The organism is Nocardia tenerifensis NBRC 101015, assembly GCF_000308715.1.
Classification (GTDB): domain Bacteria; phylum Actinomycetota; class Actinomycetes; order Mycobacteriales; family Mycobacteriaceae; genus Nocardia; species Nocardia tenerifensis.
The window spans coordinates 1-23,182 of record NZ_BAGH01000367.1; the positions used below are offsets into that span (position 1 = coordinate 1).

Consider the following 23,182-nt stretch of genomic DNA (forward strand, 5'->3'; position numbering starts at 1 on the left):
GCGACGCTCGACGCCTCGAACAGCGCGCGCACCGGCACCTGGGTGTCGAGCGCCTCGCCGAGCCGGGCCGCCACCTGGGTGGCCACCAGCGAGTTGCCGCCGAGCTCGAAGAAGTCGTCGTCCAGGCCGACCCGCTCGACGCCGAGCACCTGGGCGAAGGTGTCGGCGACGATCTCCTGCACCGGCGTGGCCGGCGCGCGGAAGGTCTTGGCCGCGAAGGTCGGTTCGGGCAGGGCCCGGCGGTCCAGCTTGCCGGACGGGTTGAGCGGGAACTCGTCGAGCTCCACGTACGCCGTGGGCACCATGTACGCGGGCAGCTGCGCGCCGAGCGCGGCCTTCACCTCGTCGACGTCCAGTGCCCGGTCCGGATTGCCCACCACGTAGGCGACCAGCTGATCGCCGGTCCGCTCGTCGGTGCGCACCAGCACCACCGCCTGAGCGACGGCCTCCAGCGCCGTGAGCGCGCTCTCGATCTCGCCCAGCTCGATGCGCAGACCGCGCAGCTTCACCTGGAAGTCCGTGCGGCCCAGGTACTCCAGCTCCCCGTCCTCGGTCCAGGAGACCAGGTCGCCGGTGCGGTACATGCGCTTGGCATCGTCGAAGGGGTTCGCGACGAAACGCTCGGTGGTCAGGTCGGGGCGCGCGACATAGCCGTGCGCCAGCTGCGCGCCCGCGAGATACAGCTCGCCCGGCACGCCGACCGGCACCGGCCGCAGGCGCGAATCCAGCACGTACACCTGGGTGTTGAACACCGGGGCGCCGATCGGCACCGAGCTGGTGTCCGCCTCGGTCACCTCGTGGAAGGTGACGTCGACGGCGGCCTCGGTGGGGCCGTAGAGGTTGTGCAGCCTGGCGCCGGTCAGCGCGCGCAGGCGCTGCGCGGTGACCGCGGGCAACGCCTCACCGGAGGCGAAAACGTTGCGCAGGCTTACGCATTCGGCCGCGCGCTCCTCGGCGACGAACACCGACAGCATGGACGGCACGAAATGCACCGTGCTGACGCGTTCCTCGATGATCAGCCGCGCGAGGTAGGCGGGGTCGCGATGACCGTCCGGCTTGGCGATCACCAGGCGCGCGCCGACCTGCAAGGGCCAGAAGAACTCCCACACCGACACGTCGAAGGTGGCAGGCGTCTTCTGCAACACGACGTCGTAGGCGGCGAGGCCGTACTCCGCGTGCATCCAGACCAGGCGGTTGACGATGGCCGCGTGCGAGACCGCGACGCCCTTCGGCCGGCCGGTCGAGCCCGAGGTGAAGATCACGTACGCGGTGTTGGCCGGGCGCAGCGGCTTGTGCCGATCCGCGTCGGTCAGCGGCGCGTCCGAGAACTCCGACAGGTCGAGCTGATCGATGCGCACCTGCCTGGAGCCCGTGGACGCCAGGTCGGTGCCGGAGGTCAGCACGCAGACCGGGCGCGCGGTGTCGAGGATGTAGTCGGTGCGCTCGGCAGGGTGATCCGGGTCCAGCGGCACGTACGCGCCGCCCGCCGCGTTCACCGCGTACATGCCGACGACGAGGTCGATCGAGCGGCGCATGCCGAGGGCGACATACGATTCCGGGCCGACGCCGTTCTGCTTGAGCCAGCGGGCCAGGCGATGCACCCGGCTCGCGAACTCGGCGTAAGACAGACTTGTCCCCTCGAAGGTCACCGCGTGCGCCTCGGGGGTGCGCGCGACCTGGGCCTCGAACAGCGAGACCAGCGTCGCGGCGGCGTCGCCCACGGGCGAGGTGAGCGCCGCGTCGACGGGGAATTCCGTGTCGTTCCACCGCCGCACGACCAGGTCGCGCTCGGCCGCGTCCAGCAGCTCGATATCGCCGACGGCCGCGGTCGGCTCGGTGGCGACGCCGCCGAGCACGCGAAGGAAGCGCTCCGCGAACACAGTCGCGAAGGCGGCGTCGAAAAGGTCGGTGGCGTAGAGGAGTTCGGCGTCCATCGCCGCCTCCGCGCCCTGCACCTCGCTGAGGGTGAGCTGCAGGTCGAACTTCGCGGTCGGCTGGTCGAGGCCGAGCTCGGACACCAGCAGGCCGGGCAGCTCCAGCGACGCGCGGCCCAGGTTCTGGAACGACAGCATCACCTGGAACAGCGGGTGCCGCGCCTGCGAGCGGGCCGGGTTGAGCACCTCGACCAGCCGCTCGAACGGCACATCCGCGTGCGCGAAGGCCTGCAGATCGCGCTCGCGCACCTGCCCGAGCAGGTCGGCGAACGACGCGTCGGTGTCCACCTGGGCGCGCAGCACCAGGGTGTTGACGAACATGCCGACCAGATCGTCGAGGGCCTGCTCGCCGCGCCCGGCCACCGGGATGCCGATGGCGATGTCGTCGGAGCCGCTGAGCCGAGCAAGCAGCGCCGCGAAGGCGCTGTGCACGACCATGAACAGCGTGGTGCCGTGCGCGTGCGCGACCCGGTTCAGCTCCTCGATCAGCTCACCGGGCACCCGGAACCGGTGCGTACCAGCCTGATACGACGCGACCGCGGGCCGGGGACGCCCGGCCAAGCGCAGCTCGTCGGGCAGGCCGGCGAGGGCCTCGCGCCAGTAGCCGAGCTGCTCGGAGATCAGCGAGGTCGGATCGTCCTCGGAGCCGAGGGTTTCCCGCTGCCACAACGCGAAGTCCACGTACTGGACCGCGAGCGGCGGCCAGCCCGGCTCGGTCGCCGACGTGCGCGCCACATAGGCGGTCATCAGGTCGCGGACCAGCGGCCGCATCGAGAAGCCGTCCGCCGCGATGTGATGCACCACGACGACGAGGACGTAGTCCTGCTCGCCGAGTTGGTACGCGCGCAGCCGCACGGGCGGCTCGGCCGTCACGTCGAAGCCGCGCTCGACGAATTCGTACATGGCGCCGAGCAATTGGCCCTCGGCGACCGGGAAGACCTCCAGATCCGGGATCGCCCGCGTCGCGGGCAGCACCCGCTGGTAGGCGATGCCGTCCTGGGACGGGTACACGGTGCGCAGCGATTCGTGCCGCGCGACCACGTCGGCGACCGCGCCGCGCAGCGACGCCAGATCCAGCGCGCCCTCCAGCCGCACCGCGGCCGGAATGTTGTTGGCCGCCGAATCGGCATCGAAGCGGTTGAGGAACCACATCCGCTGCTGCGCCAGCGACAGCGGCGGGTACTCCGGCCGCACCTGTGCCGTAAGCGCCTGCCGCGCACCGGTTCCCGCCCGCGACTCGACGCGGGCGGCCAGCGCGGCCACCGTCGGCGCCTCGAACAGCGCGCGCACGCCGACCTCGGTGTCCAGCGCCGCGCTCAGCCGCGCCACCACCTGGGTGGCGACCAGCGAGTTGCCGCCGAGCTCGAAGAAGTCGTCGTCCACGCCGACGCGCGGGAGCCCGAGCAGCTCGGCGAAGACCTCGGCCACGATCTCCTCGATCGGGGTGGCCGGGGCGCGGAACTGCTTGGCCTCGAACACCGGCGCGGGCAGCGCCTTGCGATCGAGCTTGCCGCTGGCGTTCACCGGGAAGGCGTCGAGCACGACCAGCGCGGCCGGAATCATGTACGCGGGCAGCAGACCCGCGAGCGCGGCCTTGACCGCGTCGGTGTCGATGATCGAATCCGGTTCCGCGACAACGTAACCCACCAGCTGATCGCCCGCGTGCGCGTCGGTGCGCACCACGACGACCGACTGCGCGACGCCGGGCTGGGTGAGCAGCGCGGCCTCGATCTCGCCGAGCTCGATGCGCAGGCCGCGCAGCTTCACCTGGAAGTCGGTGCGGCCCAGGTACTCCAGCTCGCCATCCGCGGTCCAGGTGACGAGGTCACCGGTGCGGTACATCCGCGCACCGGCCGGACCATAGGGGTTGGCGACGAATCGATCCGAGGTCAGATCCGAGCGGCCGAGGTAGCCCAGCGCCAGCTGATCGCCCGCGAGATAGAGCTCACCCGCGACACCCGGTGCGACGGGGTGCAGCCTGGCGTCGAGCACGAACACCCGGGTGTTCCACACCGGCTTGCCGATCGGCACCGAGACCGTATCCGCGTCCGTCACTTCGTGATACGTGACGTCGACGGCCGCCTCGGTCGGGCCGTACAGGTTGTGCAGCCGGGCGCCGGTCAGCTCGCGCAACCGGGCCGCGGTCTGCGCGGGCAGCGCCTCACCGGAGGCGAAGACCTGCCGCAGCCGCGAGGACGGGTAGCCGTCGGCGTCGCCGCCCTCGGTGCCGAGGGTGGACACGAACACCGACATCATCGACGGCACGAAATGCGTCGTGGTGATGCCGTGTTCGGCGATGATCTGCGCCAGGTACACCGGGTCGCGATGCCCGTCCGGCTTCGCGACGACCAGCCGCGCGCCGGTCTGCAAGGGCCAGAAGAACTCCCACACCGACACGTCGAAGGTGGCCGGCGTCTTCTGCAAAACGGCGTCGCCGGGCCCGATGGGGTACTCGTGCTGCATCCACAGCAACCGGTTGACGATCGCGGCGTGACTCACCGCGACGCCCTTGGGCCGGCCGGTGGAGCCCGAGGTGAAGATGACGTAGGCGGTGTTGGCGGCCCGAAGTGGTTGGGTCCGTTCGGCATCGGTGATCGGCGCGCCGCTCGACGCGGCGATGCCGGGCACACCCTCGATGCCCTCGATCGCGATGACCGAGACCTCGCGCTGCAGATCGATGCCGAACCCGTCCGCGGACCGGTACAGGATCATCCGCGGGCGCGCGGTGTCGACGATGTGGTTGATCCGGTCCGCGGGCTGGTCCGGGTCGAGCGGCACGTAGGCCGCGCCCGTCTGCAGCACCGCGTACATGGCGACGACCAGCTCGGTGGAGCGGCGGATCGACAGCGCGACAAGCGATTCCGGGCCGACACCGGCCTTGATCAACTGCCGGGCGATCCGGTTGGCCCGCGCCTGCAGCTCGCGGTAGGTGAGCCGCTCCTCGTCGAAGACCAGGGCGAGGGCGTCCGGGGTCGCCGCGGCCTGCGCGTCGAACAGCGAGACCAGCGTCTCGCCGGGCACCCGGTGCGCGGTGTCGTTCCAGTCGACCAGCACCTGCGCGTGCTCTTCCGGCGCGAGCAGATCGATGTCGCCGATCGGCACGTTCGGATCGGCGGTGACCGCCGCGAGCACGCGGTCGAGCCTGCGCGCGAACGCGGCGACCGTCGCCTCGTCGAAAAGGTCCTCGGCGTAGGAGAACTCGGCCGACATGCCCGCCGCGTCGCCCAGCTCGTCCTGGGTCTCCTGCAGGGTCAGCTGCAGGTCGAACTTGGCCAGGCGCGCGTCGTAGTCGACGCCGTTGACCGAGAGTCCGGGCAGCTCGAGGCTGGCCTGCCTGGTGTTCTGGAAGGTCAGCATGACCTGGAACAGCGGGTGCCTGGCCTGCGAGCGGGCCGGGTTGAGCACCTCGACGAGGCGCTCGAACGGCACGTCCGCGTGCGCGAACGCGTGCAGGTCGGTCTCCCTGGCCTGCGCGAGCAGTTCCGCGAAGCTCTCCGCGCCGTCGACCTGGGTGCGCAGCACGAGCGTGTTGACGAACATGCCGATCAGGTCGTCCAGCGCGGCCTCGCCGCGGCCGGCCACCGGCGTGCCGATGGCGATGTCGCCGGTCCCGCTGGCGCGGGCGAGCAGCACGGCGAGCGCGCTGTGCATGACCATGAACAGCGAGGCGTTGTGCCTGCGGCCGAGGTCGACCAGCGCGCGCTGGGTCTCCCCCGAGATCACGAACGGGTAGGTGCCGCCGCGGTAAGAGGCCACCGCGGGCCGGGGCCGGTCCGCGGGCAGCACCAATTCGTCGGGCAGATCGGCGAGTTCGCGCGTCCAGTACCGAATCTGGTTGGCGATCAACGAACTCGGGTCGTCCTCGGAGCCGAGCACCTCGCGCTGCCACAGCGCGTAGTCCGCGTACTGGACCGGCAGCGCCGACCAGGCGGGCGCCTCCCACGAGGTGCGCGCGGCGTAAGCCACCATCACGTCGCGGGCCAGCGGGCCCATCGACCAGCCGTCGGCGGAGATGTGGTGCACCACCATGCCGAGCACGTACTCGGTCTCGCTGATCTCGAAAAGCCTTGCGTGCAGCGGCACTTCGCTGGTCACGTCGAACGCCATGGAGGCGAGCTGAACCAGGTGGTCGATCAGATTGTGCTCGGTCACCGGCACCGGCGTCAGGTCGGGCACGATCTGCGCGGCGTCCAGCACCACCTGCACCGGCCCGGTCTTGGTCTCCGGGAACACGGTGCGCAGCGACTCGTGCCGGTCGATCACGTCGATGACCGCGACCTGCAGCGCGGCCACGTCGAGATCGCCGGACAGCCGGATGGCGACCGGGATGTTGTTGACCGCCGAGGCGGTGTCGAACCGGTTGAGGAACCACATGCGCTGCTGCGCGAGCGACAGCGGCACCTCCTCCGGACGCACCCTGGCCACCAGCGCCTTGCGCGCGCCGTCGCCGGCGTGCGACTCCACCCGGGCCGCGAGCGCGGCGACGGTGGAGGCCTCGAACAGCATGCGCACCGGCACCCGGGTGTCGAGCGCGATGCCGAGCCGGGAGGCGACCTGGGTGGCGATCAGCGAGTTGCCGCCGAGCTCGAAGAAGTCGTCGTCCACGCCGACCCGGTTGACGCCGAGCACCTCGGCGAAGATCTGCGCGACGATCTCCTCGATCGGCGTTGTGGGAGCACGGAATTCGCGCACCTCGAACACCGGCGCGGGCAGCGCCCGGCGATCGAGCTTGCCGGAGGCGTTGAGCGGCAACGCGTCCAGCACCACGATCGCCGAGGGCACCATGTACGCGGGCAGCGTGCGATGCAGGGCGTTCTTGATGTTGTCGATGTCGACCGGGCCCGCCGGGGTGACCACGTAGGCGACGAGCTGGTCGCCCGCGACGGTCTCCATGACCAGCACGACCGCCTGGGTGACGGCCGGGTGGTCGAGCAGCGCGGTCTCGATCTCGCCGAGCTCGATGCGCTGGCCGCGGAACTTCACCTGGAAGTCGGTGCGGCCGATGTACTCCAGCACGCCGGCGGCGCCGACCTCCGGATCGCGCGGCTCGACCCAGCGGACCAGGTCGCCGGTGCGGTAGAGCCGGGCGCCCGGCGCGCCGAACGGGTCGGCGACGAAGCGCTCCGCGCTCAGGTCGGGGCGGCCGTGGTAGCCGCGGGCGGTCTGCACGCCGCCCAGGTACAGCTCGCCCGGCACGCCGACCGGGACGGGGTTCAGGCCGGCGTCGAGCACGTAGGCCTGCGCGTTCCACACCGGGCGCCCGATCGGCACCGAGGCGGGCGCGACCTCGTTGAGGTGCCACGCCGTGGCGTGCACGGTGAACTCGGTCGGTCCGTACAGGTTGTGCATCGCCGCGGTGGAGAACTGCCGGAACGCGGCCACGGTGGCGGGCGGCAGCGCCTCACCGGCGACGAGAACCGCACGCAGCGAGGCGCATTCGGCGGTGGACGCGGCGCCGGCGAACACCGACAGCATCGACGGCACGAACGAGGTCATGGTGACCCGGTGCCGTCCGATGATCTCCGAGAGGTACATCGGGTCGCGATGTCCGTCGGGCGCGGCGATGAGCATGCGCGCGCCGACGGTCAAGGTGCCGAACAACTCCCACACCGAGACGTCGAAGGTGACCGGCGTCTTCTGCAGCACCACATCGGCCGGGCCGATGCGGTACTCGGCGGTGATCCAGGCGACCTGGTTGAGCACGCTGGCGTGGCTGACGGCCACGCCCTTCGGCCTGCCGGTGGAGCCGGAGGTGTAGAGCACGTACGCGGTGTTCGCCGGGCGCAGCGGCGCGCGGCGCTCGGCGTCGGTGAGCGGCCGGTCGCTGAACACACTCAAATCCAGTGTGTCGACGGCGATCACCGGGCACTCGGTCGCTGTGACGTTGTCGGACAGCGTGGTCAGCACGCACACCGGCGACGAGTTCGCGAGCACGTAGTCGGTGCGCTCGGCCGGGTGATCGGGGTCGATCGGCACGTAGCCGCCGCCCGCGGTCAGGGTGGCGTAGATGGCGATCAGCATGTCCACCGAGCGGCGGATGCCGACGGCGACCAGCGTCTCCGGGCCGACGCCCTCGGCAATCAGCTTGCGCGCCAAGCGATTCACTCGCGCGGAGAACTCGGCGTAGCTCAGTTCGACCTGCGGGCCGAACTCGCCCGCACTGCGGACGCCGCCGTCGAACAGCACGGCGATGTCGTCGGGGCGCACGCGCACCTGCTCCTCGAACAGGTCGAGCACGGTGGCCGCGGGCAGTTGGTGTGCGGTCTGGTTCCAGCCGGTGAGTACGGTGGCGCGTTCGGCGTCCTCGAGGATGTCGATGTCGCGTACTGCGGTGTGCGGTGCGGTGACGGCGGCCTCGAGCACGCGCAGGTAGCGGCGGCCGAACTCGGTGACGGTGGCGGCGTCGAACAGGTCGGTGGCGAAGGAGATCACCGCGGCCATGCCGGCGGGTTCGCCCTCGGCGCCGCGTTCTTCGGTGACGGTCCATTGCAGGTCGAACTTGGCGATGTCGACCTCGAGCTCGTCGGCGGTGACCGACAGGCCGGGCAGTTCCAGTGTCGCGTGCGACATCTCCTGGAACGAGAGCATGACCTGGAACAGCGGGTGCCGGGCTTGGGAGCGGGTCGGGTTGAGGACCTCGACGAGGCGTTCGAAGGGCACGTCGGCGAAGGCGAACGCGGCCAGGTCGGTCTCCCTAGTGCGGGAGAGGAACTCGGTGAACGGCTCGCCGCCCTCGACCTGCGAGCGCAGCACCAGGGTGTTGACGAACATGCCGATGAGGTCGTCGAGGGCTTGTTCGCCGCGCCCGGCGACCGGGGTGCCGATGGCGATGTCGTCGGTGCCCGACAGGCGCGCGAGCAGCACCGCCAGCGAGGCGTGCATGACCATGAAGAGGCTGACGCCCTGTGCCCGCGCCAACGCCGAAAGACGCTGGTGCAGTTCGGCATCGATCTCGAAGCCGACCCGGCCGCCGTTGAAGCTCTGCACCGGCGGGCGGGGGCGGTCGGCGGGCAGGTCGAGCTGGTCGGGCAGCCCGGCCAAAGCCCTCCGCCAGTAGGCGATTTCGCGGGCGGCCATGGAGCCGGGGTCGGACTCGGCGCCGAGCAGCTCGCGCTGCCAGACGCTGAAGTCCTGGTACTGCACCGGCAGCGGAGTCCAGCTCGGGGCCTGGCCCGCCGCGCGCGCGAGATAGGCCGCGGCGACGTCGCGGGCCAGCGGGCCGAAGGAGAAGCCGTCGGCGGCGATGTGGTGCACCACGAACGCGACCGCGTAGTCGGCGGTGGGGTTGCCGTTGGCGCCGGTCACCGCGTAGACGCGGACCCGGATCGGCAGCTCGCGCGAGACATCGAACCCGGTGGAGGCGAAAGCGGCGAGCACGCCGGGCAATTCGGCCTCGCCGATCGGCTCGACGGCGATGCCGAGGTCGACCTGGTCGACCGGGAGCACCAACTGGTAGCCGCCGTCGCCGGACTCCGGGAAGATCGTGCGCAGCGACTGCTGGCGCGCGACCACATCAATCAGCGCGGCCTGCAACGCATCGAGGTCGACCTCGCCGCGCAACCTGACCACGAACGGCAGGTTGTAGGCGGGCACGGTCGAGTCGAACTGGTTGATGAACCACATCCGCTGCTGCGACAGCGACAGCGGCACCCGTTCGGGCAGCCGCTGGGCCACCAGCGGCGGGCGGGCGCCCTCGGTCTGGGTGGCGTTCTCCGCGCGGGCGGCGATCCCGGCCACGGTCGGGGACTCGAACAGCGCGCGCACCCCGATCTGGGTGCCGAACGCGGCGCCGATGCGCGCGACCACCTGGGTCGCGACCAGCGAGTTGCCGCCGAGGTCGAAGAAGTTGTCGTCGATGCCGATGCGCTGCTGGCTGAGCACGTCGGCGAAGATGCCCGCCACGATCTGCTCGGCCTGGCTGCGCGGGGCGCGGAAGCTCGTCGCGTCCGCGCTGAACACCGGCTCGGGCAACGCTTTTCGGTCCAGCTTGCCGGAGGTGTTGAGCGGGAAGGCGTCGAGCACCATGATCGACGCGGGCACCATGTAGCTGGGCAGCTTCTCCGCGGCGAACCGGGTCAGCTCCGCCGGATCCACCGAATGCCCCGGCGCGGGAACCACATACGCGACCAGCTGCTGACCGGTCGCGGTGTCCATCACCAGCACGACGGCCTGGCTGACCGCCGGATGGGCGAGCAGATCGGTCTCGATCTCGCCGAGCTCGATGCGCTGGCCGCGGAACTTCACCTGGAAGTCGGTGCGGCCGATGTACTCCAGCGTGCCTGCGTCGTTCCAGCGCACCAGGTCACCGGTGCGGTACATGCGTTCGCCGTTGCCCGACAACGGATTCGCGACGAAGCGATCCGCGCTCAGGTCCGGGCGGCCGCGGTAGCCGCGGGCCAGCTGGCGGCCGCCGAGGTACAGCTCGCCCGGCGCGCCGATCGCGGCCGGGCGCAGCCGCGAATCCAGCACGTAGACAGAGACATTCCACTCGGGGATGCCGATCGGCACGGTGACCGTGTCGGCGGCGGTCGCCTCCCAGTAGGTCACCGAGACCGCGGCCTCGGTCGGGCCGTAGAGGTTGTGCAATCCGGCCGAGGTGATCGCGCGGAAACCCGCGGCGGTCTCCGGCGGCAGTGCCTCACCGATCACGAAAACCGCACGCAGCGTGGCGCATTGGGCCGGAGTGGCGTGGGAGACGAACACCGTCAGCATCGAGGGCACGAAGTCGGTCACGGTGACCCCGTGCCGTTCGATCATGTCCGCGACGTAGAGCGGGTCGCGGTGGCCGTCGGGGGAGGCGATGACCAGCTTCGCGCCGACCATCAGCGGCAGGAAGTAGCCCCACAGCGACACGTCGAAGGTGGTCGCGGTCTTCTGCAGATACACATCGCCGGCGGTGAGCCGGTACTCGTCGAGCATCCACAGCTGCTGGTTGACGATGGCGTGGTGGGTCACCGCGACGCCCTTGGGGCGGCCGGTCGAGCCCGAGGTGTAGATGACGTAGGCGGTGTTGCCCGGCCGCAGCGGCGCCAAGCGGTCCGCGTCGGTGACCGGCGCGGCGGAGTACTCCGACACGTCCAGGGTGTCGATGCGCACCTGCCGCACCGACTCCGGCAGCTCCAGCTCGTCGGCCGAGAGCGTCAGCACACAGACCGGTGCCGCGGACTCGAGGATGTAGGCGGTGCGATCGGCCGGATGATCCGGATCGATCGGCACGTACGCGCCACCGGCCTTGAGGACCGCGTGCATGCCGATGACCAGCTCGAGCGAGCGCCGCATACCCAGCGCGACAAGCGATTCCGGGCCCACACCGTCGGCGATCAGGAACCGGGCGAGCTGGTTGACGCGCGCGTCGAATTCCGCGTAGGTGAGGGTCGCGCCTTCGAAGTCGAGCGCGATGTTGTCCGGCGTCGCCGCCATCTGCGCGTCGAGCAGCGCGGACAGGGTGGTGTCGGGCACGTCCTGGTCGGAGTCGTTCCACTCGACCAGCGAGCGCTCCCGCTCGTCGGCGGTGGTGACATCCAGCGCCCAGATCGCGGCGGCCGCATCGGCGGCGAGGAACCGGTCGAAGAACTCGAGGAAGCGCGAATGATGCCGCGCCGCTTCGTCTTCGGTGTAGAGGTTCGGGTTGGTCTCGAAGTCGATGTGGGAACGCGTGCCCGCCACCGACTGATAGAAGTTGACGCCCAGATCCTCGATGCTGCCGGTCGAGAGCACGTGCAACTGGCCGAGCATCGGGCCCATCACCAGCTCGTCGTGGAACAACATGATGTTGACCCACGGACCGAAGAACTCGGTATTGACGATGCCGTCACCGGCCGCGTCACGGCGGATGTCCTCGTGCCGATACCGCTGATGCCGCAGCGCGCCCGACACCGCGACCGTCACCTGCTCGAGCAGCTCGCCCACGCTCGTGTCGTAGCCGACGTGCAATCGCAGCGGCACGATATTCGACGACACACCACCCGAACGACGCATCGCCGCGGTGGTGCGCGCGGTCACCGGCAGGCTCAGGATGACGTCCTCGACGCCGTTCCACTGCGCCAGATACCCGGCGAACGCGGCCAGCAACAGCCCCGCGGGCGAGGAATCATGGCGGGCCACAGCCGCATCCAGCAGCGCGTTCTGCTCATCGGAGAGCGCCGCGCTGGCGATCCCGTTCAACGCTGCGGGCGGGGCGGAGCGACCGGTGAGACTGGTGCCCTCCTCGAGCCCGGCGACCCGCTCGGCCCAGTACCCCTTATCGGTGCCGAAACGCTTGCTCTCGCGGTAGGCGATCTCCTGCTCATAGAGCGTGTGCAGATCCGTCGCCTTGGACGGGGCGGGCTCGGTGCCGTTGGCGTAGGCGGTATACAGCTCGGCGATGCGGTTCAGGTTCGTCATCGCGCCGAAACCGTCGAGCGCGATGTGATGCGCCCGCGAGTACCAGTACCAGTGATCGTCGGCCAGTTGCAGCGCGGCGACCGCGATCAACCGATCGGTCGTCAGATCGATCGGACGGCTGTACTCCGCACGCATCCACGCCATCGCCGCCGCGGCCGGATCGTCCGCACCGCGCAGATCGACATAGGTGACCTTGTCGTAGTCCGCGATGCCGTGATCGACGAACTGCAACGGCTCACCATCGCGTTCGACGATCCGCAGAAAGCCCGACCCGAGCTCGTGCGACGCGTCGATGCTCGCCCGCTCCAGGATCTCGACATCCAGCTCACCGTGCAGGTCCACGTACTGCGCGATATTGACCGGCACCTGCGGGTCCACATGCTGCGCGTACCAGATGCCCAGCTGTGCGGGAGACAGCGGGAAGTAGCTCGAACCAGCGTCCGCCTGTTCGCCACCAGCTTCGCCGTTTCCGCCGAAATCCAGCCGGTCCAACCGTAACCTCGCTTCCGGAACACCACGCAAGCGCTCCCCGACGACACCCGGACAGGACGCTCACCTAAACCAGCGTGGCGCCCGCGTCTCGGGGTTCAGTTCTCTAATCAATCAGGCAAAAAAAGCTCATTGGCACTATCTGTCCGCCAGGGTGACCTTGTTACATAGGCGCGACCGCGTCCATTACCCACCGACCGGCGACGCCGGGATTCTCGCTGCAGATCACCGGACCAATCTACCGTCGTCGTCCACGGCGAACCAACCAACCTCGATAGCCGAACGACATCATCACAGGCAGTGCGGTTGTGCTCGATTTGCGGGACTCATGTTGCAGACCTCACATCTTGCGCGACGCGCGGCGCGGGCGCTGCGGCGGGTCACCGATGACGGGTGCGCGCGGGGTCATAGAGGTGGGATTGCGCACACGACACGGTGCCCGACATGGCCTTGCCGACCAGGATCACCGCGGCCTGCCGCAGCCCGGCCGCCTCGACCTGATCCGCGATGCCGGCGAGCGTGCCGCGCAGGACGAGCTGACCGGGCTGGCTGGCCCGATACACCACGGCCACCGGACAGTCCGCGCCGTAGTCGGCGACGAGTTCGGCTGCGAGCGTGCGGATGCGGGTGATCGCGAGATGCAGCACGAGGGTCGCGCCGGTGGCGGCGAAGCCGGCCAGGGCCTCGGTGTCCGGCATGGCGGTCGAGCGGGCCTGCGCACGGGTGAGCACGACCGACTGAACGACCTCGGGGACGGTGAGCTCGGCGCCGAGCAGCGCGGCGGCCGCGGCATAGGCGGGGACGCCGGGGGTGACATCCCACGGGACGCCGTGCGCGTCGAGCCTGCGGGTCTGCTCGGTGAGCGCCGAGTAGAGCGACGGGTCGCCCGAGCACAGCCGGGCCACGTCCCGGCCGGATTCGTGGGCGCGCACCAGGTGTTCGGTGATCTGGTCGAGGTCCAGGTGCTGGGTGTCGATCAGTTCGGCGTCGGGCGCGCAGTGGCCGAGGACGCCGGGATCGAGGTAGGTGCCCGCGTACAGACACACCGGCGAGGCGGCGAGCAGGGCGACCGCGCGCACGGTCAGCAGGTCGGCCGCGCCCGGCCCGGCGCCGATGAAGTGCACGGTCATGCGGCCGAGTGTATGGCCGGGTCAGGCCGTCGCGTCGAAGTGGGCGATCACCTTGGCCGGGCGCAGGCGGACCACGAGTTCGCCGGGCACGCCGTTGCGCTTGCCGAACTCCTCGGCCCGGTCCGCGCCCATGTACCGGCCGCCGATCTCGGTCGCGGTGCGCAGCAGCTCTTCCGGGTCCTCCGACAGCGTCACGGTGCCCTGCAACTGCACCGAGGGGTACGGCTCCGCCTCGACGTCGACGATCACCGCGATCCGGCCGTCGCGCGCGAACGCCTTGCCCTTGGCGGTGGTCTTGCCGGTGTTGAACACGAGCTCGTCGCCGTCGAGCACGAACCAGACCGGCGTCACCATCGGCCGGCCGTCGGCGGCGACGAACGCGACCTTGCCGGTCCGCGTGCCGTGGGAAAGGAACTCGCGCACCTGAGGATCGGAGAGGGAGGCCATGGACTCACCCTAGAGCCATGCGCGCTGCCGGGCGGTCCATAGCCGGGCGCATGTCGCGGACGCTCAGATCGCGCCCTGCTCGCGCGCCCTGGCGACCGCCGAGGTGCGCGAGCGCACACCGAGTTTCGCGTAGATGTGCACCAGGTGGGACTTGACGGTGGTCTCGCTGAGGAACAGCTCCTTGGCGATCTCCCGGTTCGACCGACCGTCGGCGACTAGGCGCAGCACCTCGATCTCGCGGGTGCTCAGGGTGGTGTCGGCGCGGCGCACCCGGGTCATCAGCTTCGAGGCCACCGCGGGCGACAGCACGCTCTCCCCCGCGGCGGCCGAGCGGACGGCGGCGAGCAGCTCGGCGGGCGGGGTGTCCTTCAGGATGTAGCCGCAGGCGCCCGCCTCGATAGCGCCGAGGATGTCGGCGTCGGTGTCGTAGTTGGTGACCACCAGGACGTTCGGCGGGTGCGGGAGGACGCGCAGCTCGGCGGTGGCGTCCGCGCCGGAGCGGCCCGGGCCGAAGCTCAGGTCCATCAGCACCAGATCGACGGGCGTGGTGGCGCAGAACGCGACGGCCGCCTCGCCGGTGGGCACGTCGGCGACGACGGTGAGGTCGTCGCCGCCGTCGAGCAGCGCGCGCAGGCCCGCGCGGACGATGGCGTGGTCGTCGGCCAGCAGCAGGCGGATCACGCGCGCTCCCCTTCCCGAGCCGAATCCGGTTCGGCCGCAGCGGGTTCCAATGGAAAGGAGACGGTGACCGCGGTATGCCCCGGCTCCGACTCCACCGCCATGGTGCCGCCCTGCTGCTCGACGCGCGAGCGCATGGCGGCGAGGCCGAACGAGCCGGACGGGGGATGTTCGAGAATGCCGGGCGCGATCCCGACTCCGTCGTCCACCACGTCGAGCAGGACCTCGGCGGCGGCGTAGGTGAGCGTGAGGCGCATTCGGTCGGCTTTCGCGTGCCTTTGGACATTCGAGACCGCGCCCTGCGCGATTCGGACCAGCGCCGCCTCCACCGGCATGGGCAGGCGCTCGGGAGCGCCCTCGACCACCAGTTGAGTTTCCAGGCCGGGGCCGTTGGCCCGCAGGCAGATTCGCTCCAGGGCTTGAGCAAGGGATTGGCCGTCGAGCGCGGCCGGGGTCAATTCCGCTATGAGCCTGCGGGTTTCGGCGAGGTTCTCCGCAGCCGTCTCTCTGGCGAGCCGAATCCGTTGCAGCGCTGGGTGATCAGGGGCGGACTGCTCGGCGGCGTGCAGGAGTAATTGAATGCTGCTCAAGCCCTGCGCGACCGTGTCGTGGATCTCCTGGGCCAGTCGCTCACGCTCGGACAGCTTGCCCGCCGTGCGCTCCTGCTCCGCGAGTATCGCCCGGGTGCTGAGCAATTCATCGATCAGCCGCTGACGCTCGGCGGACTCGCGGAACAACGCCTGGTAGCCGAGGCCGATGCCGACGGCGACGCCCGCGCCGAGGATCGGGCCGATCGCGCCGGCCACCGACCAACCCCGGTGCACCCCGAAACCCACCACCGCGATCGCCGTGGCCGCCGCGACCGCGACGAGGCTCCATGGGCGCGGGAGCAGGTGCAGATAGAGGAAGAACAGGCCGAAGGCCAGGTAACCGGCGTCCGGGGCGAGCACGACGAGGCCGAGCCACCAGAGCGTCAGCCCGGTCAGCCAGAGCGTGATCCCGCCGCGGCGGACGCTCATTACGTGACCCGCGAAGTAGGTCGCCAGGAAGCCCGCCGTCAATGCCACGACCGGGACCGGGTGCGGCGCGCCGGGCAGCAGCGCGCGGACGGCGATCACCACCGCCAACGCCGTCACCAGCACGTGCAGTCCGAACCGCAGCGCGGTGAAGACGGGCGTGAGCGGTGACGAGTGCACCTAGTCAGCTTATGTGCGGCTACCCCACGGGCATCCATCGAAAGGTGTAAAACGCCGCCCACCGTTCGATGGTGCTCCTTTCCTTCCCGCGCGCGATGGCCGTCGGCGCGCCGCGCGGAACAGTGAAGGCATGTTCGTCGCACTCCGAGATCTCCGCGCCGCCCGCGGCCGCTTCCTGCTCATCACCCTGGTCGTGACGCTGGTGGCGCTGCTGGTGAGTTTTCTCAGCGGGCTCACGGCCGGGCTCGCGCACCAGAACATCTCGGCCGTGGAGTCGTTCCCCGGCGACACGGTCGTCTTCGCCGACACCGGGGCCGCGCCGTCGTTCGACGCCTCGGCGCTGACCGCCGAGCAGGTCGCGGCGTGGCAGGCCGCGGCGGGTCGCGGCGGCGCCGTCGAGCCCATCGGCATCAGCCACGGCAAGGTCGAACCGCGCGGCCGGGCCGCGGTGCAGGTCGCGTTCTTCGGCACCACCGCAACGGCTTTCGGCAATCGTTCCGCAACCGAGAACGGGAGCGTGGTGCTCAGCACCGGCGCGGCCAAGGATCTCGGCGCCGCCGCGGGCGACTCCGTCAGCATCGGCGGTCGCGCGTTCACCGTCGCGGCGGTGCGCGGGGACGACTGGTACAGCCACACCCCCGTCGTCTGGACGACCCTGGCCGACTGGCAGGCGATGAGTCCGCGTGGTGGCGCGGCGACCGTGCTCGCGGTGTCCGGCGTGCCGGATCCGGCGGCGGTGAACGCCGCCGCGCACACCCAGACGACCTCGTCGTCCGGCGCGCTGTCCGCGCTCAGCGCGTATCAGGCGGAGAACGGCTCGCTCACCCTGATGACGGTGCTGCTGTTCGTCATCTCCGCGCTGGTGATCGGCGCGTTCTTCACCGTGTGGACGGTGCAGCGGATGCCCGATATCGCCACCCTCAAGGCGCTGGGAGCAACCACCGGCTCGCTGGTCCGCGACGCACTCGCGCAAGCGGCGATCGTGCTCACCGCCGGCGTCGCGGTCGGTCTCGGAATCACCGTCGCCGCAGCAACTTTCATGGGCGACGCACTGCCCTTCGTCCTGAGCCCCGCGACCACACTCCTGCCCGCCATCGCCCTGATCATCCTCGGCCTGCTCGGCGCCGCCTTTGCCCTGCGCTTCCTCTTCACCACCGACCCACTGACCGCGCTCGGCGCGAACCGCTGAGCCACTGGAGTTTTCGAGAACATGACCACCGCCCTACGCACCAGCACCGCCCTGGACATCAACAATGTCACCCTCACCTACCCCGACGGCGCGGGCCGACTCACCGCCCTGGACCGGGTAAGCCTGCGCGTCACCGGCGGCAGCATAGCCGCCATCACCGGCCCCTCCGGCTCAGGAAAATCCAGCCTGCTCGCCGTAGCCTCCACCCTCATCCACCCCGACTCCGGCCACATAACCCTCCAAACACCTTCCGGAACAACAGATCTCGCCACAGTCACCCGCCGCGAAGCCGCCGCCCTCCGCCGCTCCTCCATCGGCATCGTCTTCCAACAACCCAACCTCATCCCCGCCCTGACCGCCCTCGAACAGTTAGAGGTAATGACCCACCTAGGCCAACGCCTCCACACCTCCCCCCACCAACATCGTCAAACCCGCACCAGGGCAACCGAACTCCTCGACTCAGTAGGCCTGGCCGACCACCGCACCAAACGCCCCGCCCAACTCTCCGGCGGCCAACGCCAACGCATAAACATCGCCCGCGCCCTCATGAACACCCCCGCATTACTGGTAATAGACGAACCAACCAGCGCCCTCGACACCGAACGAGGCGCCGCCATAATCGACCTCATCCGCACCATCACCCACACCCACAAAACCGCCACCCTCCTGGTAACCCACGACCCCACCCACCTCCACCAAATGACCACCGTCTACCAAATGCTCGACGGCCGTTTGACCGAAAAGTGCAACGTTCCAACATAATTCGTTCCACAAACGTGGAGAACCCGCCCGAATTCTTGTCGTTGCCCGCTGATAGCTTCCACTCATGCCAGGCAAACTGCATGAGCTTCTCGTCGACTTGTTCCGGCAACGCCCGCAACTCGCCGCCGAACTACTAACCCCCGTAATGCACGATCCCCTACCGGAATACGACCACGCCCGTTTGGAATGCGGCGACTTTCCCGACATCGACCCGACCGAATATCGGGCCGACGTCGTAGTGGTCCTCGCAGAGAGCACCACCCCCGCCGTCGCGGTGGTAGTCGAAGTACAGCTGCGACCTGACAAGCGCAAGGCGTGGAGCTGGCCGGTCTACCTGACCACGCTGCGCGCTCGACTGAAGTGCCCTACCGTCCTACTGGTGCTGTGCCCGAACAATCGCACGGCCAATTATTGCCGCAGACCCCTCCACGTCGCCCCCGACTTCACCCTCAAACCCATAGTGCTCAGTCCCGACGACATCCCCGTGATCACCGACCCCGACGTCGCCGCGGCCAACCCCGAGCTGGCGGTCCTGTCCGCCGTCGCGCACGCCAACCATCCCGACCGCGATTCCATCCTGACCGTTCTCGCCAGCCAGGTACTCCCCGCGCCGCATGGCACGATGTACATTGACCTGGTAGCGGGCATCTTGCCCAAGGCGGCCCGACACTTTTTGGAGAGCCTCATGACCACTGGCTACGAATATCAGAACCCGCTCTTCCGGAGCTGGTACATCGAGGGCAAGTCCGCCGGTGAATCCGAGGGAGAGGCCCGCGGTGAAGCCAAGGCGCTGTTGAAGGTCCTTCGCAAACGTGGATTCGAAGTCTCCGATGCCCTAATCGCGCGAGTTGAGGAGCAGACCGACACCGACCAGCTCGACGCCTGGCTCGACCGCGCCATCGACGCGAAGTCCCTCGATGAGGTGTTCGTCGAGTAACCACCACCTTTCTTCGTGATCTCGCCCTGCTGAGCGTCAACTACCCAGGAGGGCGGGGCGTTGTTGGTGGACTTTGGTGCGGAGGGCGGTGACGAAGGCGGAGACTTCGGGGCGGCGGAGGGTTTCGGCTCGGGCCACGAGCCAGTAGGTGAGTTTGACGGAGACCTGGTCGGGGAGGATGCGGGTGAGGTCGGGGTGGCGGTCGGCCATAAAGCAGGGGAGCAGGCCGATGCCCGCGGCGGCGCGGGTCGCCTCGACGTGGACGAAAACGTTGGTGGAGGTGACGGATTCGCGCATGGCGGGGGCGAAGCTGGAGGCCAGGTCGAGGTCGTCGACCTGGAGCATGGAGTCGATGAAGTAGACGAGGGGATGCTGGGTCAGCTCCTCGATGGACGCCGGAGCTCCGTGGTCGCGCAGGTAGTCCCGCGCGGCGTACAGCCCGAGGCAGTAGTCGGAGAGGCGAATGGCGGTGGCGCGGTGGACCTGCGGCTCGCCGACCACCACCTCGAGATCGAGCCCGGAGCGCTGGGTGGACGCGCGCCTCGTCGTGGCGACGATCTCCACGGTGATCTTGGGGTGCTGCCGCTGCACGTCGGCGGCCGCGGGCGCGGCGAGATAGGCGCTGAAACCGTCGGTCGCCGAAATCCGCACCACCCCTTCGAGAACCCGGTTCCCGCTCACGTCCGCGGCCAGCGATTTGACCGCCGACTCGACCACCTCGGCCGCCGCCAACGCCTCCCGGCCCAGCTCGGTCAGCTCCCATCCGCCCGCCGCCCGGGTCAGCACCCGCCCGCCGAGAGTGTGCTCGAGCGCCGCGATGCGCCGGGAGATGGTCGTGTGGTTGATGCCGAGCTCCTCGGCGGCCGACACGAACCGTCCCGACCGCCCTACCGCCAGCAGAACCAACAGGTCGTCCGCGCTCGGCCGGCGCCCGGCCCCGGATGAACTCGAACTCAAGACTCCTCCTCCGGCTCAGCCTCGAGCGTCGTGACACACTCCCACATGATCTGCATACTCGCAGATACGAACTGCACATCTAGTCATTGCGGTCGAACTCATCTGCACTAATACTTCGTTGCAGCCGAGTTTTGTGGGGGCCATCACATCCACACCCTGATGTGACCCCCGGCATGAAGGAGAGTTCGATGAGCGTGCGCAGTGCAGTGTGGCCCACGGGCGGCGACCCCGGCGGGGTGCCGACCGGCCTGAGACGGGTGGTAGCCGCGTCGATGGCGGGCACGGTCGTCGAATGGTACGAATTCTTCCTCTACGGCACCGCGGCGACGCTGGTGTTCAGCAAGGTGTTCTTCGCCAAGGGCACCAGCGATCTCGACGCCATCCTGGCCGCCTTCATCACCTACGCGGTCGGGTTCGCCGCACGTCCCCTGGGCGGCATCGTCTTCGGGCACTTCGGCGACAAGTACGGCCGCAAGAAGCTGCTGCAGTTCAGCCTCATCCTGGTCGGCGCGTCCACCTTCCTGATGGGCTGCCTGCCCACCTTCGGCCAGATCGGCTACTGGGCCCCCGCGCTGCTGGTCGTCCTGCGTTTCATCCAGGGCTTCGCGGTCGGCGGCGAATGGGGCGGCGCGGTGCTGCTCGTGGCCGAGCACAGCCCCAGCCGCAGCCGCGGCTTCTGGGCGAGCTGGCCGCAGGCGGGGGTGCCCATGGGCAACCTGCTCGCGACGGTGGTCCTGCTCGGCCTGACCACGTGGCTCTCGGACGCGGCCTTCCTGAGCTGGGGCTGGCGCGTCGCCTTCTGGCTGTCGGCGGTGGTCGTGCTCGTCGGCTACTACATCCGCACCAAGGTCACCGACGCCCCCATTTTCGTTGCGGCGCAACGGGAAGTGGAGCAGATCAAGGCGACCTCGCTCAGCGTGGTCGAGGTGATCCAGCGCTACCCGCGCGGCGTGCTCACCGCCATGGGCCTGCGCTTCGGCGAGAACATCCTGTACTACCTCGTCGTCACGTTCACCATCACCTACCTCAAGGTGCATGTGCACGTCGACACCAAGGTCATCCTCTGGTGGCTGCTCGCCGCGCACGCGGTGCACTTCGTCGCGGTCCCGCTGGCCGGGCGGCTGTCGGACCGGTTCGGCAGGCGCCCGGTGTATCTGGCCGGCGCGCTCACCGCGGGCACGTGGGGTTTCTTCGCCTTCCCGATGATGGACAGCGGACACAACGCGGTCATCATGTTCGCCATCATCATCGGCCTGGTGTTCCACGCCCTGATGTACGCGGGCCAGCCCGCGATCATGGCGGAGATGTTCCCGACGCGCATGCGGTATTCGGGTGTGTCCCTTGGCTACCAGGTCACCTCGATCGTGGCCGGATCGCTGGCGCCCATCATCGCCGTGCGCCTGCTCAACACCTACGAGTCCGCGGTGCCCATCGCGATCTACCTGGCCATCGCGGCGGCGATCACCGCGGTCGCCGTCCTCGTCGCCCGTGAAACGAAAGGCTTGACCTTGGAGAGCGTCGACCTCGCCGATGCCGAGTACCTGGCCGGCCAGCCCGCCCCGGTGGCCGCCAAATGAGCGACCTGACAGGCCGTTCCGCGCTGGTCACCGGCGGCGCCAGCGGCATCGGCGCGGCCTGCGCGCGGGAGCTGTCCGCGCGCGGCGCGGTGGTCACCATCGCCGACATCGACGACGTCGGCGCCAAGACGCTGGCCCGCGAGCTGGGTGGAAAGTCCTGGGCGGTGGACCTTCTCGACGTCGAGGCCCTGGAGACGCTCGACCTGGACGTGGACATCCTGGTGAACAACGCCGGCGTGCAGAGCATCAACCCGATCGAGAACTTCGCCCCGCAGCAGTTCCGGACCATGCTCACGCTGATGGTCGAGGCGCCGTTCCTGCTCATCCGCGCGGCCCTGCCGCACATGTACCGGCGGGGCTTCGGCCGGATCGTCAATATCTCGTCGGTGCACGGCATTCGGGCCTCGGAGTACAAGTCGGCCTACGTGACGGCCAAGCACGGCCTGGAGGGCCTGTCCAAGGTCACCGCGCTCGAAGGCGGCAGGCACGGCGTCACCAGCAACTGCGTGAGCCCCGGCTATGTCCGAACCCCGTTGGTGGACAAGCAGATCGCCGATCAGGCCAGGGCCCACGACATCCCGGAGCAGGAGGTCCTGGAGAAGATCCTGCTCACCGAGAGCGCGATCAAACGCCTGGTCGAGCCGGAAGAGGTTGCCTCCCTTGTCGGTTGGCTCAGCTCCGCCGACGCGGGCATGGTGACGGGCGCGACCTACACCATGGACGGCGGGTGGAGCGCTCGATGATCGAGCGCTCAACCGAGGGCCGACAGCGCCATCCGGCGCAGGATCGGCCTGGCCCGCGCGGCCGTCGCGGTGGTGGCGCTGTGCGGGGTGGAGTTGATCAGCCCGAAGGCGGCGTGGGCCTGCACCCGCGCCGCCTCCTCGGGTAGCCCGGGATGCAGTTCGCGCAGCACCGCGACCCAGATCTCCACGTACTGACGCTGGGTGCGGCGCACCTGTCGCCGGGCGGCGGCGGGCACGTTCTCCAGATCGCGGTCCTGGATCCGGATCAGCTCCGGATCGCCGAGCGCGAAGTCCAGGTGGAAGTCGACGAGCCCGTCCAGCGCCTCCGCCGCGGAGGCGGTGCGCTCGACGACCGCCTTGCCGCCGTCGAGCAGCCGCTGGCTGACGCCGACGAGCAGCTCCACCAGCAGCGCCTCCTTGTTCGGGAAATGGCGGTAGACGGCGGGGCCGCTGATGCCGACGGCCGCGCCGAGGTCGTCCAGCCGCATGCCGAGGAAGCCCCGGTCGGCGATGAGCCGGGCGCCGGCGTCGAGCAGTTGCCGGCGCCGCTGGGCTTTCAACTGTTCTCGGCGGGTGGGCGTGACGGGGTCAGTGCTGGTCACACGCGCTCCTTTCGCCCGATCGCGGCCTCGCACATGCGGGCGCAAGCGCTCCCTGCGGCCTCGCACATTCGTGACTCGCAAGCGCTCTGTGCGGCCTCGCACATCCGTGACTCGCAAGCGCTCGGTGGACATCTCGGTTAGTCAAGATTAACCTGGAT

General features: G+C 69.6%; 12 protein-coding genes. 5 read left to right on the top strand and 7 right to left on the bottom strand.

Features of this window, described 5'->3' with window-relative positions:
* The 5 genes from ON39_RS28905 to ON39_RS28925 form a co-directional block, all read right to left on the bottom strand.
* The coding region (locus ON39_RS28905) for a non-ribosomal peptide synthetase (protein WP_040739120.1) at positions 1 to 12,809 on the bottom strand (12,809 nt) is incomplete at its 3' end.
* A gap of 377 nt (positions 12,810 to 13,186) precedes the next feature.
* Positions 13,187 to 13,936, bottom strand: a complete 750-nt coding sequence (gene cobM / locus ON39_RS28910; RefSeq protein WP_040739121.1) for a precorrin-4 C(11)-methyltransferase — start codon at positions 13,934 to 13,936, stop codon at positions 13,187 to 13,189.
* A 21-nt stretch (positions 13,937 to 13,957) separates the two neighbouring features.
* Positions 13,958 to 14,383, bottom strand: a complete 426-nt coding sequence (locus ON39_RS28915; protein ID WP_040739122.1) for a PPOX class F420-dependent oxidoreductase — start codon at positions 14,381 to 14,383, stop codon at positions 13,958 to 13,960.
* A gap of 63 nt (positions 14,384 to 14,446) precedes the next feature.
* Positions 14,447 to 15,064: a LuxR C-terminal-related transcriptional regulator gene (locus tag ON39_RS28920; RefSeq protein ID WP_040739123.1), complete on the bottom strand. Its 618-nt coding sequence runs from the start codon at positions 15,062 to 15,064 to the stop codon at positions 14,447 to 14,449.
* Positions 15,061 to 16,257, bottom strand: coding sequence for a sensor histidine kinase (locus ON39_RS28925; protein ID WP_040739124.1), 1,197 nt, complete (start codon positions 16,255 to 16,257; stop codon positions 15,061 to 15,063). The genes ON39_RS28920 and ON39_RS28925 overlap by 4 nt, the downstream gene beginning before the upstream one ends.
* 130 nt (positions 16,258 to 16,387) lie before the next feature.
* Here ON39_RS28925 and ON39_RS28930 point away from each other — a divergent pair, with 130 nt between their 5' ends.
* From ON39_RS28930 to ON39_RS28940, 3 genes are all read left to right on the top strand, one after another.
* Positions 16,388 to 17,446 carry an ABC transporter permease gene (locus tag ON39_RS28930; RefSeq protein ID WP_040739125.1) on the top strand — a complete coding sequence of 353 codons (1,059 nt, stop codon included), beginning with the start codon at positions 16,388 to 16,390 and terminating at the stop codon, positions 17,444 to 17,446.
* A 21-nt stretch (positions 17,447 to 17,467) separates the two neighbouring features.
* Positions 17,468 to 18,208, top strand: coding sequence for an ABC transporter ATP-binding protein (locus tag ON39_RS28935; protein WP_040739126.1), 741 nt, complete (start codon positions 17,468 to 17,470; stop codon positions 18,206 to 18,208).
* A 64-nt stretch (positions 18,209 to 18,272) separates the two neighbouring features.
* Positions 18,273 to 19,145 carry an RpnC/YadD family protein gene (locus ON39_RS28940; RefSeq protein ID WP_040739127.1) on the top strand — a complete coding sequence of 291 codons (873 nt, stop codon included), beginning with the start codon at positions 18,273 to 18,275 and terminating at the stop codon, positions 19,143 to 19,145.
* Between the two features lie 36 nt (positions 19,146 to 19,181).
* Here the strand turns inward: ON39_RS28940 and ON39_RS28945 are convergent, their stop codons facing one another.
* Complete coding sequence (locus tag ON39_RS28945) at positions 19,182 to 20,102, bottom strand: LysR family transcriptional regulator (protein WP_040739128.1); 921 nt, start codon at positions 20,100 to 20,102, stop codon at positions 19,182 to 19,184.
* A 188-nt stretch (positions 20,103 to 20,290) separates the two neighbouring features.
* On the opposite strand from ON39_RS28945, the gene ON39_RS28950 reads away from it, so the two are divergent.
* Entirely contained in the window at positions 20,291 to 21,679 is a 1,389-nt protein-coding gene (locus ON39_RS28950; RefSeq protein ID WP_040739133.1) for an MFS transporter, read from the top strand.
* Entirely contained in the window at positions 21,676 to 22,422 is a 747-nt protein-coding gene (locus ON39_RS28955; RefSeq protein WP_040739129.1) for a 3-hydroxybutyrate dehydrogenase, read from the top strand. Before ON39_RS28950 ends, ON39_RS28955 begins: the two co-directional genes overlap by 4 nt.
* Positions 22,423 to 22,430: 8 nt before the next feature.
* Here the strand turns inward: ON39_RS28955 and ON39_RS28960 are convergent, their stop codons facing one another.
* Positions 22,431 to 23,024, bottom strand: coding sequence for an SACE_7040 family transcriptional regulator (locus ON39_RS28960; RefSeq protein ID WP_040739130.1), 594 nt, complete (start codon positions 23,022 to 23,024; stop codon positions 22,431 to 22,433).
* Between the last annotated feature and the right edge of the window lie 158 nt (positions 23,025 to 23,182).

What these genes read in the sequence shown, in the direction of transcription:
- ON39_RS28930 (WP_040739125.1), top strand. Translation starts at nt 16,388, where the DNA reads ATGTTCGTCGCACTCCGAGATCTCCGCGCCGCCCGCGGCCGCTTCCTG.
- ON39_RS28915 (WP_040739122.1), bottom strand. Translation starts at nt 14,383, where the DNA reads ATGGCCTCCCTCTCCGATCCTCAGGTGCGCGAGTTCCTTTCCCACGGC.
- cobM (WP_040739121.1), bottom strand. Translation starts at nt 13,936, where the DNA reads ATGACCGTGCACTTCATCGGCGCCGGGCCGGGCGCGGCCGACCTGCTG.
- ON39_RS28935 (WP_040739126.1), top strand. Translation starts at nt 17,468, where the DNA reads ATGACCACCGCCCTACGCACCAGCACCGCCCTGGACATCAACAATGTC.
- ON39_RS28950 (WP_040739133.1), top strand. Translation starts at nt 20,291, where the DNA reads ATGAGCGTGCGCAGTGCAGTGTGGCCCACGGGCGGCGACCCCGGCGGG.
- ON39_RS28955 (WP_040739129.1), top strand. Translation starts at nt 21,676, where the DNA reads ATGAGCGACCTGACAGGCCGTTCCGCGCTGGTCACCGGCGGCGCCAGC.
- ON39_RS28940 (WP_040739127.1), top strand. Translation starts at nt 18,273, where the DNA reads ATGCCAGGCAAACTGCATGAGCTTCTCGTCGACTTGTTCCGGCAACGC.